Below are 18,218 nucleotides of genomic sequence, written 5' to 3'. Positions count from 1 at the left end.
TTATAAAAAAAATCCACTTTAATTCTACATTTTTTTTAAATCGGCTATAGCGGCAGAGTGTTTTTGTTTAGCTGCTTTATTCAACCATTTTCGTGCAATTTTTAAATTATTATGATGCCAAAAATACCACCCTAAACAATACATGCCATCCGATTCGCCTTTATGAGCCGAACGACTCCACCAATCAAGAGCAACATACATATTTTCTTTAACTCCTAAACCGTGATAATAGATTTCTCCCAAAAATAACATAGAACGAGGGTCGCCTCTATAGGCCTCTAATTCACTGATTTTCAAGTCATTTTCACTATTAATACCGCCAATTTCTTCGTGCCATGCCCCCGCACCTCTCCATAATTCACTCTTTTGTGAAATCTTTATCTGTATCCCACCCCCAAAAATAGGCTTTACCAAGCTTATAAATACTACCAGTATTGTATCCACCAGCTTTTTTTATGGCTTCTTTAATGGAAAAATTCTTAGGGGACAACATGACGCAAATATATTTAGAGAATATTATTTTCTAATAGAGTTATATCAAAAGTGTACCCACTTAATGTTAAAAATGAAACAAAAAATGGCCTCTTTATAAAAAACGTTAGTTACATCCTGCAATTTGAGCAACAAAATTGCCAGCTCTTGCCTCAAACCCTGGACTAAGCGTAATGGATTTACCAGCAATGTAGCCTGTGTTTCCTCCGGTTAATTTATTAGTGGCTCCAATGGTTTGACCTACTTTGAATGTGGTTGCTCCACTACTTTGATTATTCGTAGGATTGACCAATACCAGCGAGTTGTTGGCACAAGGTGTTGTGCCACTTACAGTTATAGGAAATGTCTTAGTGTTTGAACAGCTGCCTACTTTGCGAGTTACCATAAGGGAAGATGGTGTACTGTTTACATTCCAACTTACATTTATGGGTGCTGTGGTAGTACTACTTGTAATAGAACCATTTACAATTTCCCATTTGTAATTTTCAGAGGGAGTATAATCTGTAAGGCTGTAACTTAAACTTTGATTAAGTGAAACAGAAGTACTTCCCACCAAATTACCTATACTGGGATTATTTACTTGTATCCACCTTCTACCAGTATTTTGACAACCATTGGTGTAGGTTACTGTCACTTTACGGTAGCGACTGCTATCTGCCACAAAGCTGAGGCTTTGAGTTGTAGCTCCATTATCCCATTTGTAGCTTGATACATTCGCTTGAGAAACCGTGAAGGTTTTACTCTGACCTGCACAGGCAAGTGTATCTCCAGTAATGGTTGGAATTCGGGCATTACCCACTAATTCTTTGGCGATACGATTGCCAGTTGCATCATACACGAAGTCATAATGACTTTGAGCTATAGATGGGTAAAACTTTAATAGGCTAACTAACAAAATTATGTTTTTTAATGTTGAATCATTCATTGACAAATCTGTTTTAATGTAGTATAGGAATTGGTAAGGCGTCTGTATTTGCTTGTGGAGCGAAATCTTTACTTTTTAATTGCTTTGTGTATTCAGGTTTGTCCATTGTCCCTTTAGGGTCAATTAATGTAGCATCAAAAAATATGTCATACACCATAGATGCTCTTCCAACCCACTTCAAAGCATCTAGTGCCCTTATATAAGGCCTTAAACTTTGTTCTCCACGAGTGGCAGCACCTTCAATTATTCCTGCTTTAGCAAATTCGCCTACCCCCTGATCATATGCTTTATCCCTAACTACAGTTGCCGCGTTTCTAGCATTCTTGATTAAACTGGCTTCCCCATTATACATCCTCTCAAAAGCACCAGCCATAGCTCCATTAGCAAATTTTCCTCCACTAAGTGCAGATGCTGTACCTCCTAAAACGGCAGCAATACCTACACGAGTGGCAGATGCGGTAAAAGAGATATCACCAGCCATAACTTTATCAATATTTGATGAGGCCGCTCCAGATATCGCTCCAGCTGCTGCACCTTGCCAAAAATCACCGCCTTGAACTTCTGCCATCGTTCCTTGTACAGCGGCATGCCCTGCAGCCTTTGCTCCACTTTGAACTAGTCCATTTTGAATCCCATTAGTCGCTCCTGCTACAAAAGAAGTCAAAGATGCAGTTATTTGGCCATAAATAGCTCCTTTGGTACCTGCTTTTACAGCATCGTTATAGCTTCCTCCGTTAAATGTTGAACTTAAAAAGCCACTTGTAAATCCAGCTGCCGCACCAGAACCAGTAACGGTTCCGACAACTACTGTCGCAGCCGTTGTAACCACAAATCGCCAATGTTCTTTAACAAAAGATGGCATTACTTTACTATCCATTACTTTAGCCAAAACCCTAGCCGAATGATAAGCCTGCTTTAACTGAGGATAATAGTTAATAGCGATTACCTTAGCCGCTTTGCTTGCTACAAAATCAACTGCACTATCAAATGCTTTGAAAATTTTCTTCCATTTAAAATAACCACTTGGGTCAGTAAACATGACCGGATTATTCTGCACATAGGCATATCTGTTATAGGCCTGTAAATCTAAGGCATCTTGAATAAATGGGTCAGGTGAAATAAATCTTGCTATCACAGGGTCATAAATACGCCCGTTCATGTTGATTAACTGAAACAAATCAAGATGCTCATGCTTCGTAAAGCCCCTGTCGTTGATATACTGAGCGTTGTCATCGGCATAGCCAGCAGTCTCAGCATTCATTCGTCGGCCCCATACATCGTATCGCAGATGTTGTAGAATAGAACCATTGGTATCTACCACTGCTACGAGGTTATTAGCATGGTCTTTTACCCATAGTTGTATATTTCGTGCTGTACCAACTTTATTTTCTACAGCTATAACTCCACTACCCCCACGTATATAGCTGCTTTCTTTGGTTTGGTTGCCCACAAGCTCTACTTCATATAGACTACTTACATATATCTTGGTTTTAGTAAGTTTATTGTTTACAAAAAGTTGCTGCATTACCCTTGCTCTATCAGGGCCATAAGTAATGATTGCGTAAGAGCTATCATTGGCAATGCGTTTTACCTTATTAAAAGAAGTATATTCGGTCGTAATCTTAAAGGAAGGCACACAAACGGCTGGATTCACTAAATCGATACGAGTTAGGTAACGTGGGCCATTGAGCGTGTTTTTATCGTAGATATAGTCTCCTACATCCGATTTACTTAAAATATTGCCATAGATATCATATTTCATTGTGGTGGCAGTATTCTCAGCTTGTCCAGAAACAGGAAAAACAATATTGGGACTTACGGCTGTTAACTGGTCCAGATCATCGTACGTATAGTTGGTACTACCTGTACGTATAATTTGAGCCGCATTGTTATAAATAGTTTCTGATACCGAACTAATAAAATAACGGTTATCGTAGGTAAGCTGATTGTTTATCCTTGGGGTTCCGGTATCATTGGGCAGGAAAGTCTGGTATTGAGTAACATTACTTAGGTCTGCGGCGTAAGCATACGTATGTCTAAGCACAGCATTTTGTCCATTACTTTTTTCATAAATATCTTCTGAAAGAATATTATCTACTGCATTGGTGGTTTTGGCTCGCCACAATACTTTGTTGTCGGATACTCTTCTTACAATATATAGATAGTCTTGAGTATTGTACTCATGCTTCACTACTAAACCTGATGGATAGGTAATTCTATCTAATTTACTATCGGGGGTGTATTGGTAAGATGTTGTATAATTTACTGTATTAATTGTTTTGGATTCTGTGATAGTTCGACCAAAATTATCGTATGTATAAGCATACACAATACCTCCATATCCCGTTACACGCGTCAGTTTCCCTTTGGCCTTGCCATTAACACCATCTACATCATAAATGTAAGTTGTGACTCCTTCGGGTTCGGTTCGCTTGGTTACGCGACCCAGTTTGTCGTACTCCATAGTAATGACATTACCTTTAGGGTCAATTTGTTTCGTCATTTCACCAAAGCCATTATTTTCATAGCGGTACGTTCCCATTACGGGGTCTTCCATTTTTATTTTGTAACCTCGGGCATCATAGAAGTTTTTTAATTCTAAGCTGTCGTTCCCCACTACCCGTGTCGGATTGTTACGTTCATCATATTCATAGTTGATATGATGGTTCGCAATGGTGCCGTTTGAAGACTCCCAACGACTATTTAGTAATTGCCCTTGACTATTTTTTTCGATGATACGTTTACGCCCTTTGATATCTGTAACCGTCGTTTGATTGCCTAAATATTCGTAAGAATTGTTTTCTCCATAATCAGTTGTTCGAATAACTCTACTCATTAAGTCGTATTGGTAGAGTTTATTGATACCAGGGCCAATTTCTGTAGTTTTCTCTCCTTTGTTATTAAAAGCTATTTTGTACGAGATTGTATTACCAGAGAAATTGATTTTATCCATCTGAATCATCCTACCCAAGATGTCATAATGTTCTAAAACGGCGGGTGAATTACCCCGTTTTTTGTACATCACAAATTTGGCAAGTGTAGGACTATTCCAAGTAGCTCCAGCCCTGTATATTCGCTCAATGCTTTCTACACCAGTTGGATCAGTTACCTTTACAATTCGCTGAAAAGCATCATGTTCGTAGGTATCTGTCAGGCCATTAATGTCTGTGTTAGTGATAATTGAGCCCGTTGACACATTAAAAGAAGTAAGAATCTCATGCCCAAGTGGGTTGATGATTCTAAGCTTTAAGCGTTTTTGAGTATCAAACTGTGTTTGGGTAATTCTACTCTCAACTTGTGTTCCATTCCATGCTTTTACCTCAGTTTGAGTGATGTTCCCTGCATTATCATGTGAGTAGATTACTTCTCTTTTAATTTGCACAACAGAATCTGGGTCTGTAATTTCTTTAGTTAGTTGTCCTGTAGTAGCATTATATTCAAATCCAACAGTTCTGACAGATGTAGGTTTACCGGGTGAAGCTCGGAAAACGGTACTACGAGTTAATCGGCCTAAAATCCAGTTGGACACATTGTCGGTGTATTGGCTAATAGTAGAGTCTTTAACCCCATTACCGTGGTCAACCACTACTCTTAAACTATTACCATAACTATCCTGAGTTACCCTACTGGTAGTGGAGTTAATTTGTGAAGTTGTATTTAGGTCATAGGTACGAGCAACCGAAACTTTTCCATAGGTATAATAACTTCGGGCCTTTAAGTAATTACCCGAAACGGTTGAAATGGTATAAGGTATTGCTTCAAAAGTAGCCTCATACAGTGAAAGTAATTGGCCATTGGCTGGGTCATCTTTACGCAATTCGGTGCGATAAGGCTGGCCAGCCAACCACCATTTATTCGCATCAATAGTGTAAAACTTAATATCAAAAGTGTTTCGTTGTCGGTCTTTGGTAACCACTTTTGAAAAGCCTCTAAATCCTCGTCCAGCGGAATGTGAAAATGCTCCTTCGTAGAAATAATCTGTGTAAACAAAGCCACCAATTCCATCTTTACTACGTACAGAAGATAACACCGAGATAGGAGCTGTAAATTCAAAAAGTGGATATTTGAATTGTGTATTTGTACGTGTATAAACCGAAGGGTCTTTAAGTGTTTTATACGTAATAGTAATTTCTTGGCCAGACCCTTCCTGAATTACATTGATGATATCGGATTTAGTCAAATTATTATTATATATTTTACTCGTTAAAGCTGTTCCATCAACTTTGTAAAATAGCAAGTCATTCAAATTTCCTTTTGAATAATTACCAAAAAAGAAACTAACCGCATTATCAGCCAATAAAGAAGGGTCTAAAGGATTAAATAAGTCAATATTCTGACGGTCAAAACCACCCAAGCGTACTGAACTACCAGCTAATCCAGCTCTATTATAAAAGAGTATATCAACCTGACCGTCATTATTGAAGTCTGTTAAATCTACAGTACTATCACCGCCTTGTGCTGTATGTGCTACATTTAGCTTATAAGGTTCTTCAAAAAATCTAAAATCACCTGTTGAAATTTGAAATTGATACGATGTTTCTGACATTTTGACGGCAATATCAGGTAAGCCATCTCCATTTGCATCAGTAACCAAAAAAGGACGGTTATAAAAATTAAATGGTTGATTATTGTATTCGATAAATCTATTTTGTAGCGGACTCCAATTGTATCGAATCGGATTTGTATCTAACTGAACCGAGTAAATTGGGTCTTGACCTCTAAACTTGAGGGAGTCATTATCATATACCCCCTCAGCTATTTTGATAGAATTAGCTTTGTAAATAGTGATAAATGCAGTAGCAGTATCAAGTAGGCAAACATCGTTCAATCCATCATTATTAAAATCAACAATTTGTACTCTATTGTAGGGTTGAGTATTGAACAAGTCTGGAATTTTCATGGAGGTCATCTTCTCCATTACGGGTAGTCCTATGCTATTTCCACCTGTATAAGTTGGTGGTTTAGTTTGAAGCCAAATATCACTGTCTCCACTTTTATTATAATAACTTCCTGTCTTTTTCAGACTAACTAAATCCGTAATTCCGTCTTGATTCCAATCGGTTATTTCAATTTCTCTATTTTTGAAAAAATGGAGATGTAAGGTATCGCCGTTTGCAACTGAAGCAGGAATAAATTCATTTACATTTTTTAGTACAGTTTGGACATTAATTCCTCCACTATAACCCAAAAGAATTAACTTAGAATCTCCTGAAGTTTTATTCCAAAAAAGAATATCTGTTTTCCCATCTACATTAAAATCGACAGTTCGAAATTGATAAGGTTTTAATTTAAAATTAACAGTTATAGTTTGACCATTTGGGAGAGAATTTGGGAGAGTATTTGGATATCTATTTAGATAAAATGTAAAATTACCTAATGTACTTGCTGTATCAACAAGGCATAAATCATTTGTTCCATCACCATCCCAATCACCAAAAAGTCTTATTCTGTTTTTAATGTAATTTGCGTCTATCTGAAAAGGGCCATTAGCTGAATTCAACTCTTTGAATGTATAATCCGTCGCATTTTTATCTTCATTTTGCCATTTAAAAATTGTAGGCTCATGGCATAATGTGTCGGCACATTCTTTGACCTGACTCAAAATAGAATTACCTGTAAACTTACTTGTAGTGTATGACAGTTCATAGCGTCGCACTTCTACATAGGTTGTTCCCTGTTGATTTTTGGCCGATACTTTTATCTTCGAAAGTAGTTTATCCCCACCACCAAGGTAAGTACCTTTTATAAAACTCCACTGTTTATCTTGTCTTGGTATATATTCAAAATCAATTCTGTTATAAGGAGAAAATGATACTCCACCAGTGTATTCAATCTTCTTAGGATAGGTATTTATCTTGCCATAAGGATAAGTTGAAACGTTTCCACCAATTTCTTTCTCGTAGGTATAAAGTATGTAATTGCCGTTTCTATCAGAAACCTTATTGAGTAGGTACGTAATTGGAATACCCTCTTTTGAATCTATTCTTGAGTCAAATGTATTTCCAAATTCCAAAATAAGACCATCTTTTGTATAGGCGATGAAATAACTTGGGGCTCCATTACCCAAAGTGTCAGGAATAGAGACACGTATAAATTGATTTTGTTCTGTATAGTACTCTGTTCCTTTGGCTCCATAGTTCGCATTGAGAACAGCAGTATTCTGTATATGATTCGGAGTTAAAACCAAACGACTTCCATTTAAAGCATATCTATCTTCTTTTGTAAGGCTGACTCCAATGGCAGAATTTCTACTCACATCAAATGCTTCATCCTGTGCTCTTGTTTTGGAAGACCTATTTATAGACTGTAATCCATCCAGATTCCATCCGACCCCTAAAATGCCATTTCCTCCTTGACTATTGTAAACAATACCAAGTTCAGGTTTTACTCCAGCTGAACCAGATGGAAGTACTATTGGTATACTGTAGATTGCTGCACCACCATCAGTAGCTTGAAAAGTTCCAGCAGTATATCCAAATGTAGATTGACTTCCAGATTGACAAACATTTATTATTGCAGTTTGTGATGAGCAACTCGTTATTCCTTGATGAGAGCAAGTGGCAGAATAAGTAGTGGTAATGGAAGGTTTAACAGTTATAACGTTTCCCGTCATACCATTCGACCAGCTGACTTCTCCAGGACAATATAATGCTTCTATTTGAGTAGACTCTCCATTACAAATATTAGTATTCCCAACAAATATTTTTGGTGGTGTTGGCAGCCAATATTTCTGAATCCAAAAATCTCTTTCACCGATTTTTGCCGCATTTTTGCTTCCTCCCATCGGAGAAACGGACTCACTTGCAATTATTAATTCATTGTTTTGCGAAAGAATCATTTCTTTTACCGCATCAATTCCTGTTCCTCCATAAGTTTTGTCCCAAAGGATATTCAAGTCGCTGTCAAGTTTAATTACCCAAGTGTCTAAATTACCGTAAGAATTTTCGGTCTTATTGCCAGTAAAAATATTAGAATTAGATCTTGCACCAATTAGGTACTTGTTGTCAGTGGTTTTGACCATCGTGGCTGGATAATCATCGCCAGTTCCGCCCATATTTTTTTCCCTTATAACCTCTCCATTACTTCTTAGTTCGATGAGCCAAATATCGTCCAAACCATTGGTTCCTACATTTTTGTACCCATTTCCAGCTAATATGGGTGAATTTGATGACCCCGCAATTAGGTACGAATTGTTATCTGTTTCAATAGCAAATGATGCATAGTCATCTTCTAATCCCCCTAATGTCTTATCCCAAATACGATTACCATTTTTATCTATTTTAATAATCCAATAGTCTTTTTTATTGATATTATCAGTTTCCTTACCACCAGAAGCATTTTTACCTGAATTTGTCCATCCCACTGCCAGATAATTCCCATCAGATGTCTCTAATAGATATTGGAGTATCTCATCGCCACTACCACCAAACGATTTATCCCACACTTTTTTTCCATTTTGGTCAACTTTTACTAACCAAAAGTCCTGGCCTCCATAACTTGGTGAAGTTTTACTATATTTTTGATTTGCAGGGTCATTCGTTCCTCCACTGCCAGAAAGCGATAACCCTCCAATTAGAAATCCTCCATCGCTTAACTGAATGGCTGCTTGAGAGTCATCCTCCCCAGTTCCACCAATTATGCTACCCCACTGATATTCATAATTTTTATCCGTTTTGAAAATCCAGTAGTCATAACTACCTTGAGGAATTTGTTCTTTATAGCCACCTTTGTCAGATGCTGAATATCCAACAAAAACATAACCCTCATCTGCTTGTGGGAATGTTTTGACTAAAATATCTGAAGCATTTGCAGAGAGTGTCTTTTCTGAAGTTTGAGTCCCAGCAGAGTTTATTCGTGTAAGCCAGTGATCCCAATTGAGAGAAGTTTCAGCCTTTTGAGGGTAAGTTGTTCGAGAGGGTGAATCCGAATAACCAGAGACAAAAATATCACCATTTTTTAACAAACCAATAGACGTTGGTGATTGACGAAGTGTTCCTCCAAAAGTTTTATCCCATATTTTAACAATATTAACAGGGTTACCTATTTCAATTGTGTATGATGCTGACCGGCTACCAGGACAAGAAGGGGTAGTACATGTGGCGGTGTAAGCAACTGTTGACTGTGGAATAATAGATAAACTTGGACCATTTCCAACTGTCGTTGAGTTTAAAGTCCAAACAACTGTTCCACCTCCACAGTTTTGAACAGATAATGTAACTGGCGTACTGGCACATACTTTATTCGCAGGTACGGCCGAAATGGAAATGGAAGGAGGTAAATCACTTAGTGAAATAGAGTTGGTTACATATGTCCCTGTTAATTTTGCTTTGTATTGAAGCAAGCTTGAGTTGTTACCAACAACCCAACCGTTACCCCCATCTGAGAAATATAAATCTGTTATTTGATTTGTAAAATTTAAAGATATTCGCCAGGTTGTACCGCCATCATCAGTTTGTAGAATGATCCCAGATGAGGTAGTTATCCAGCCATTTGCAGGTGTTGAGAAGTATATATTTTTAAAATTTGGCGATGTTAATAATGGGTTCGAAGAATCTATTTGACTCCAATTTACATTTATTAAACTCCAATTGAGTCCACCATTAGTTGACTTTAGTAAAGTTCCATTCTCACCAGTTGCCCAACCCAATGAAGAATTAACAAAATATACTGCGTTTAGATTAGCTATAGTAGTTTGGCCGCCTCGAGGCACCCAATTTTGCCCACCGTCTGCTGTTCTAAGAATAGTTCCATTATTTCCTACTACCCATCCAAATGATGTGTTGAGAAAAAAAACGTCTTTAAGTTCTTGTGTCGTACTACTATTTTGAATTGTCCAGGGGTCTATAGTATTTGTTTTAACAATTAGCCCATTACTTCCGACAGCCCACCCCGCAAATGAGTTAATAAATAGAATCTTATTAATTTGCCCTGAAATGTTTGTTGGCTCATAATTACTGCTCCATGTTGTTCCTCCGTTTATAGTTTTGAGAATCAAAGGTCTGTCAGAAGCATTTTTACCTACTACCCAGCCGACATCAAGCGTTGAAAAAGTGATATCATTAACAGACTTAATAGTTAAGTTGGAGGTACTTACCCAATCTAAACCTTGATTTGTTGTTTTATAAACGGTATGAGTAGTACCATTATTTGGAAATCCAAATTGAGAAGTACTAACAAGCCAGCCATTATTCTTATTAAAGAAGCTAGTTGCTTTAAAATCAGTTGAAGCAAGCAATGGTGTAGCAAAAGAAGGTGTTAATTGAGTAGTAAAAGTATTTGCTCCATTGCTTGTTTTTCGAATAGTACCATCAGACGAAACAACCCATCCTGTCAATGAATTTTGGAAGTATGTATCTTTATAAATTCGTTGGGGCAAATCGGAAGTTAAATTCCAAGTTGAACCCCCATTTGTGGTTTTATAGATTCCAATATTAGAACTAAGATATCCAATATTGAAATCCACCATTCTTATTCTGAGTAACTGTGAAGACGTGATTGTTGAAATTATATTCCAGTCTGCTCCACCATTAATGGTTCTATAAACATGTCCATTGTAGGTTACTAACCAACCATTCAAATCATCAAGGAAGTGTATGTCACTTGGATTGGCTTCATTATTGATAATTTTTTTAATCCATGTAGAGCCACCATCACTGGTTCTGTAAACAGAAGTTTCACCTGTTTTATAGCCAGTAATCCACCCTGTTTTTTCATCTGTAAATTGAATATGATGAAGCAATTCATTTTGATTACTGAGTTGTACATTCCAAGTTATACCTCCATCGAAAGTGTATAAAATTTTCGATTCTAAACCAACTACCCATCCAACATTTTCATTTACAAAATAAACAGATATAATATCTGTTTTAGGTAATGCAGGATTTTCGTTTTTAATCCATGTTAATCCCCCATCAAAAGTCTCTAACAAAACTCCCTGTACACCAACAATCCAACCTCGTAAAGAATTGATAAAGAATACTTGATTAAAATTACCGTAACTTCCACTATTCTGATAATTCCAATTTGTACCCCCATTAGTTGTATTCATAATAACTCCATTATTTCCTACTGCCCATCCGGTTAGTTCATTTAGAAAAAATATTGAGTTTAGTTCGGGTCTTGGATTTATTGTATTCCAGGTTCCAAATGTATTGAACTGAGGAAGAGAGGCATTATATTTTCCATAATCAGATGGTATGGGAGACATATTATAACTGTTATAAGAATAATATGCACTATCTCCCCGTTGCCAAACAACAGGAAAGTATGGAGCAGTAAATATTGGGTTATTAGACAAACAAGGGGGAGAATTGATTGAGATTTGCTGCTGAGAAGCATCTAAAAGTGTAATTCGATTACTTGAATCACTTTGACAATTGCTGTTAATTGAACAAATAGCACGATAGTTACCGGGTGTAGATACAACTATTGAATTTCCAATTTGCCCATTATTCCATATTACGCTATATGGACAGTTTTGAGCCTGTAATGTTGCCATTTGCTGATTAGAAACAACGGTTTTATTACTATATATAATTGGTTTAGATAGTTTTTTTATTTCAATTGCATTTGATGCTTCTCCAATACAATTATTTTCAGAACACCATGCAGAATATATACCCTCTTGAGAAATAGTAATCTGATTACCTGTTGCCCCATTATTCCAATTTACTTGCTCAGCTCCACAGCTTGTACTTAAAATAGCTACATCTCCATTACAGAGTAACGTCTTGTTTGCTCGTATAATTGGAATTGTAGGATTAGGTTTTACAAAAATACTAAAGGTAGTTGTATTAGTTTCGCACAAAGGTGCGACTGAAAACTCAACAGTTTCATTAATCAAAGAATATGTATTTTTAGATTTGTTATTAAAATCTACTGACGAAACTCCATAGTTACCGTTACTATCCTCAATACCTAAAGTCATAAACTTACCTTCTTCAGGTAGATTCCTAATATTTACAATTCTTATGGTATTTGAAGTCTCTAATAGCTGAATTTGAACTGAAATTCTCTCATTAGGGGTAGTAGTCGAACCATAAAATTTTACATTAAAAAAATTTACAACTAATTTTCTATTTGGTGCATTTCCAGTAGTAATATATTCAAGTGTTGATTGGTTATCTACCACTAAATCAGACCATGCAAAGGCAATAAGATTGTTGGGTATTGTGTTATTTGGTATAGAATATGGACCTAAACCACTATATCCGCTTCCTTGATTACTAAAGGTAATAAATCCGTTTGTCCCAATACGGAATTCAGTGAAGTTATTACCAAAAAATTGAAAATTAAACCCAATTGGAAAAGCTCCAAATAAGACATCGTCCCATTCACTCCCGTTATCAGGGGATTGTGTAGTCTTGATGTTTGTACCCGTAATATTTAAAAAAGTAGATTGAAATGAAATATTTCGTTGGAATAAATAATTACCACTTCCATTAATTGAATAATTATATGTATGATTTCCACTACCTGCAATTCTTGTATTTATTGTATAAATACCGGACTCACTTTTGCTTACTCCTGGTCCAACAAGAAGACCATTAGTTGGTGACAAATTTACATGTAATGTTTCACCGTCACAATAAGGACCTATTTCTGTCACAGAAGCAGTTGGTGGACACTGACCCCATGTCTGTAATGAAGTAAGTAAAAATATAAATGTTATACAAAAAAAGATATTATTATTTTTCATTAAAATATAGTTTAGCAGAACACATTTAGTGTAAGTGAATAAAACAGTTTGGGTAGAAGGTATTTTGTCTTACTTAATTTTTAGTTTTGAAGCATGATTTCTTATAAATTATCTTATGGATTTATCATCTCTCCACTTTAAATTAAAATTTACCGTTTTCCACTATTTTATCAAAGTATATTTACTTAATGCTTTTTTATGAATTTATTATTTAACAAAGTTTCATTAAAAATACCTGCGTAGTCAATCCCCCTTTCGGGGTATTTTATCTACTGTCTAAATAGTATATTTTTGAATTATTTTAAAGCGAGTGGTACAAGATTTCTCTATAAAACAGCCATTTATTATTATTTTTAGACAATGAATAAATAATATCAAGGTCATTGATGATGATTAAAGTGATAAATCTCAAATCTGATTATCCTCCAAGGATAAAAATATTCAACATAAAACTATTGTTACTGCTACTTTTGCTAATGCCAATCAGTTTATTGGCAAATTCGCCAAGCGTAGTCGAAATAAATAATAACAATGGACAAGCTTTTGATGTAGTTATTTTCAAAAATCAAGAGCCTAAAACTACTTGGAAACAATTCATCAATACAGAAGGGGAATTGGTAAAATCAGAAGAAATAAACTTTCAGCATAGTGGTGGAAGGCAGTGGATAAAATTTAGTATCAAAAACTCTCAAAAAAACGCTAAAACCATCATTATCCATGTCGACATTGTTTATTTAGAATATTTCCAATACCATATACTTGACAAAGACTCACTCGTTTATCAAAGTAAAGTTCTCAATTGGACAACACCAATAGCAAAAAAACCAATCTTTGACCGTTATTTTACTTTCCCCATCACAATTCTACCACTTGAAGAAAAAACTGTATTAATTTCGTTGGAAGGTTCAGGTGGAATTTTATTCACTCCTATCTATCTATATTCGCCACATCAGTTTGTATTAGAGCAGCAAAAATTTGATACTATTTTTTATGGCACAACTATTATCAATTTAATATTTATCAGTATATTATTTTTGATTTTATGTCTATTTAGACGCCTACTTTATTTATATTTACTCATTTACTTGATCAGTTATCTCGTTTACTCGCTCAATTTGGAGGGATTTCTGGCTAACTATGCACCCAGCATTCTCGGCGATATAAAATGGCTGGCCATAAGTAGTATCACTTCTTCAATATTTTCCTTTTTATTTTTGATAAAACTACTTCAAGAAGAAAATGAAAATAACTACAATTTTATCGGGAAACGACAAATTGAAAAGACAACACTTCTGTTCTATATAACTACTATTCTTCTTATTATTTTTATTCCTTATGGCGTTTATCATAATAAAGCAACTTTATTCATTTACTATTTTTTTTTAGTCCTTAGCATAGGAAGTTTGTTATGGGCGATTGTAAATAAAAGTAGAAATGCTCCTGTATTTCTATTCGTAATTCTACCCCCTTATTTACTAAAAACTTTTATACATCTGAGTATTTCGGAAGCTATTCACTTCTCGTTTATATCTAATTTTAATTTATACCACCTCAAATATATCATTCCTATTTATGAATTTTTTAGTTTAGGTGTAGCTGCCATGTTGATTTTATTTCGGAATTTTAAAAACACATCCAATGAACTAAATTTATCCCAATTAAAAATTATTAAAGCCGTCGAATCCGAACGCCAACGCATTGCAAGAGACTTACACGATGATTTGGGTGGAACTCTTTCAGCAATCAAAGGAAAGATAGCCAACGAAAAAGTCAGTCAAGAGGCAATTAATTTGGTGGAACAAGCCATTGAAGATTTAAGGTATATCTCTCGCAATCTCTCTCCTCCAGAACTCGAAAACGATGGGCTCATCATTTCAATACAAAATACTATTAATAGGGTACAGAATGTGTCAAAAATAAAATTCACTTTTATCAATTTCGGAGAAAAGCAACGATTAAATCAAGATATTAAACTAAATATTTATCGAATAATTACCGAATTAATCAACAATATTCTGAAACATTCTAAAGCTCAAAATGCTATTGTTCAGTTAATTTATTATAAAGAATCTCTACAAATTTTGGTCGAAGATGACGGCATCGGAATAAAATCTGAAAAAAATAATTGGGGAATTGGTCTAAAGAATATAAATTCAAGGGTCGAATTTTTAGGGGCAAAGCTCGAAATTGATTCGAGTGCTAAAGGTACGACAGTAATTATAGAATTACCCTTAAAAGTAAAGAATAATGAAGCCCAGACTGCTAATAGCAGATGACCATACACTATTTAATGAAGGTGTAAAACAACTTATCTCTGACCACTACAACATAGTCGGGCAAGTATTTGATGGGAAAGATGTACTGACAATCGTTATGGTCACAAGACCCGATGTGATTTTACTGGATATAAATTTACCCTCAATTAATGGTTTTGATTTGGCAACAGAGCTAAGAAAATCATTTGAAACTATCAAGATTATTTTCCTTTCTATGTACACCGAACCACGGTTTATTGAGCAGTCGAAACAATTAAAAGTTGATGGTTATTTACTAAAAAACTCAACCAAAGAGGAATTAATCCTTGGTATTGATAGTGTACTGAATGGTGAAAATTATTATGACCAAAAACTAAATCAACTCCGACCAAGCCCTCACCAAGATGATTTTTTTGTAAAACAATTTTCGTTGACTCCACGAGAAATCGAGATAATAAGGATGATTAAAGATGGTATGAATACTACCGAAATTGCCGAGAAACTATTTCTGGGTCTCGAAACCGTCAAAACGCATCGAAAAAATATCTATTTTAAACTCTCAATTTCTAAATTAACAGAGCTACTCAAATTTGCTCTTGATAATAACATTTGAGTAGTAATATTTCTATTACACCGTACCGACATTGAAAGTATGAAGGTTGTTCCACAAAACGTAATTCCGAAATTTGATATTTTTGTTGGTAATTCGATCGTAGATTTTTTTTGCAAATTCTATGAAAATCAAGACTATGATTAACTAATTAAATCAAGTTGCTACCTATAAAAACGTGTTATCTATAACAAAATATTAATTTTGAAATCACGACAAATCAAAATACTATGCTAAAAGATAACACATTTGCAATATACATCAATATTGATGATATATTGCGGAAAATAGCTGCCTAAGTAGGCCAACACCGTCGAGTCATATGTAATAGACAAGACTTAAAGCCTACATACCATCTTTACACCAATTCATCATTCCTCACTCCTACCCTACTGGCTTTCGGTAAAAACTCTTGTCTAAGTTTTTGGTAGGCATTTCCATACTTATTTTGGAGGTAATCAAACACATAACTTGCAAAACTCCCACCTTCATCTACATTGAAAAGAAACTCATCTAAACTTTCTGCCTCAAATTTTTCGTTCGATTTGTAGTTTTTAAGAGCCATTTCCGACAAAAATGGCTTATACTCTTGCTCATTTTCTGTCTTTAATTGTGCTAAAATCCTTTTACTCAGCTCATCTTCTTTTGTCAATATTCTGACCGATAAATCTTTTTTTGCATCATAATATTCTGCTTTCAGTTTATTCTTAGCATTTTCAATAGTCAACTCTTGTTCTTTTTGTACCAAAGCGGCTTTCTCTTGTTCTCTTTTCTTTTTCTGTTCTTGTTTTATTATTTCCGACGGGTCAAATAAGTCGGTTGTAGCAACCATTTTTTGTAAGTAGGCTCCAACATCTTTAATACCTCCATTTTTAGCTTGATTCAATGAATAAACCACTCCCTTTTTTATTTGCTCATACGGATATTTTTCAAACCAAGTATTTACCGTCGATTCCGAAACATACATTTTTACTAAATCAATAATCTCTAATACTTTTTCATCTACCTCTTTTAGTATTTCAATAGTATCTTTAGTTACTTCTTTATTATTCTTAATGATCGTAAATCGAAGTCGTACAACTTTTTTTCCTTCTTTAATTTCATCGAAATCAAAGTATAATTCCGAGTTTTTCATTAATTCGGTCCGAGCCTGATTAATAACTTTCAATTTAAAATCGAAATAATTTTTATATCTATCAGCTATTCCAAATCTTTCTTTTATTTCTTCAACATCAATTTCAAAATGTTTAAACCGTTCAAACTCCTTGCAGTATTCATAAAGTCTCATCGCATAAATACTTTCAAGAAATAGCATATTCCGAATATCAAAAACAGTAAAGTTTTCTTTTATTTGAAGCAAAAATGGTTTCAATGCCTTTGGAATCTCGAAAGAAAAATACCCTTGTTTTTTGTAGTAAATAATTGAACTTAATAGATTAGTATCAAGTCTGATATTCTCATCTTCATAAAAAATATTTCTTTGTTTAAGTTTTACTAATTCTTCTTGAAGATATTTATGAATATTTTTTGATGTGCGGCCCACAAACTTTTGCAACTCTCCTACCGAAATTTGTACTTCCGAAATATCATCTTTACTTTGGTCTATTGATGCGATGATTTTCAAAAATACCTTCATCTGTACCGTCGTTATATCAAACCTTGCATTAATAATTGGGTTAGTTTTAATGATTCTATTAGGGTCTTTCGAAATTGCCTCGATGGCTTTTTCTCTTTTACTTTCTTCCATGAAATCAGGTAGTTTCTTTTATAAGTATTTGAACAGCACACAAAAATATAAATAATCCAAGAGAAATATTCATAAAAACGACTAATATTTTTATAAGTCGTTTTAAACCCTATAAAAGTCGTTTTTAAACCCCATAAAAGTCGTTTTTAAACCCTATAAAAGTCGTTTTAAACCCCATAAAAGTCGTTTTAAACCCCATAAAAGTCGTTTTCGTATCTATAAATAATTGATTATCAGTATTTTATAGCAGCTGAAAGAATATAAAGATTAAGAAAGTAAAAAGAAATAAACAAAACAGGTTCTTGTATTTTTATTATTTGTTTTTATAAAACCCCATAAAAGTCGTTTTTCAAAAAATTAGTATTTAGTTACTTTGTCTAATCTTGAAAGAAGTTTTAAGGTAAACCCCATAAAAGTCGTTTTTGTGGTTTTGTTATTTGTATTTTATTGTTGAAAGAGTTTTAATTTATACCCTATAAAAGTCGTTTTTG

The 18,218-nt window shown here is 34.8% G+C and carries 6 protein-coding genes; 2 read left to right on the top strand and 4 right to left on the bottom strand.

Annotated features, from left to right (window positions below; all coding sequences use genetic code 11):
• Nucleotides 1–24 precede the first annotated feature (24 nt).
• The 3 genes from ABR854_RS24360 to ABR854_RS24350 form a co-directional block, all read right to left on the bottom strand.
• Nucleotides 25–444 carry a tetratricopeptide repeat protein gene (locus ABR854_RS24360; RefSeq protein ID WP_350268469.1) on the bottom strand — a complete coding sequence of 140 codons (420 nt, stop codon included), beginning with the start codon at nt 442–444 and terminating at the stop codon, nt 25–27.
• A gap of 154 nt (nt 445–598) precedes the next feature.
• Nucleotides 599–1,417, bottom strand: coding sequence for a 3-coathanger stack domain-containing protein (locus tag ABR854_RS24355; RefSeq protein ID WP_350268468.1), 819 nt, complete (start codon nt 1,415–1,417; stop codon nt 599–601).
• A gap of 13 nt (nt 1,418–1,430) precedes the next feature.
• A complete protein-coding gene (locus ABR854_RS24350; RefSeq protein WP_350268467.1) occupies nt 1,431–13,115 on the bottom strand; it encodes a YCF48-related protein in 11,685 nt (3,894 codons plus the stop codon).
• Nucleotides 13,116–13,570: 455 nt separating this feature from the next.
• Between ABR854_RS24350 and ABR854_RS24345 the strand changes: the two genes are divergently transcribed.
• Nucleotides 13,571–15,391: a 7TM-DISM domain-containing protein gene (locus ABR854_RS24345; RefSeq protein ID WP_350268466.1), complete on the top strand. Its 1,821-nt coding sequence runs from the start codon at nt 13,571–13,573 to the stop codon at nt 15,389–15,391.
• Nucleotides 15,363–15,983, top strand: a complete 621-nt coding sequence (locus ABR854_RS24340) for a response regulator (RefSeq protein WP_350268465.1) — start codon at nt 15,363–15,365, stop codon at nt 15,981–15,983. The genes ABR854_RS24345 and ABR854_RS24340 overlap by 29 nt, the downstream gene beginning before the upstream one ends.
• Before the next feature lie 355 nt (nt 15,984–16,338).
• Here the strand turns inward: ABR854_RS24340 and ABR854_RS24335 are convergent, their stop codons facing one another.
• The gene (locus ABR854_RS24335; protein ID WP_350268464.1) at nt 16,339–17,727 is read right to left on the bottom strand and encodes a replication initiation protein; all 1,389 of its coding nucleotides are present in this window, start codon (nt 17,725–17,727) and stop codon (nt 16,339–16,341) included.
• Nucleotides 17,728–18,218 lie beyond the last annotated feature (491 nt).

Source organism: Emticicia sp. W12TSBA100-4 (genome assembly GCF_040253585.1).
In the GTDB taxonomy this organism is placed as follows: domain Bacteria; phylum Bacteroidota; class Bacteroidia; order Cytophagales; family Spirosomataceae; genus Emticicia.
The sequence above is the reverse complement of the archived record's forward strand: the minus strand, read 5'-3'. Positions and strand labels throughout refer to the sequence as shown.

Excerpts from the sequence above, each read along its gene's own strand:
- ABR854_RS24355 (WP_350268468.1), bottom strand. The coding sequence starts at position 1,417 with ATGAATGATTCAACATTAAAAAACATAATTTTGTTAGTTAGCCTATTA.
- ABR854_RS24350 (WP_350268467.1), bottom strand. The coding sequence starts at position 13,115 with ATGAAAAATAATAATATCTTTTTTTGTATAACATTTATATTTTTACTT.
- ABR854_RS24340 (WP_350268465.1), top strand. The coding sequence starts at position 15,363 with ATGAAGCCCAGACTGCTAATAGCAGATGACCATACACTATTTAATGAA.
- ABR854_RS24335 (WP_350268464.1), bottom strand. The coding sequence starts at position 17,727 with ATGGAAGAAAGTAAAAGAGAAAAAGCCATCGAGGCAATTTCGAAAGAC.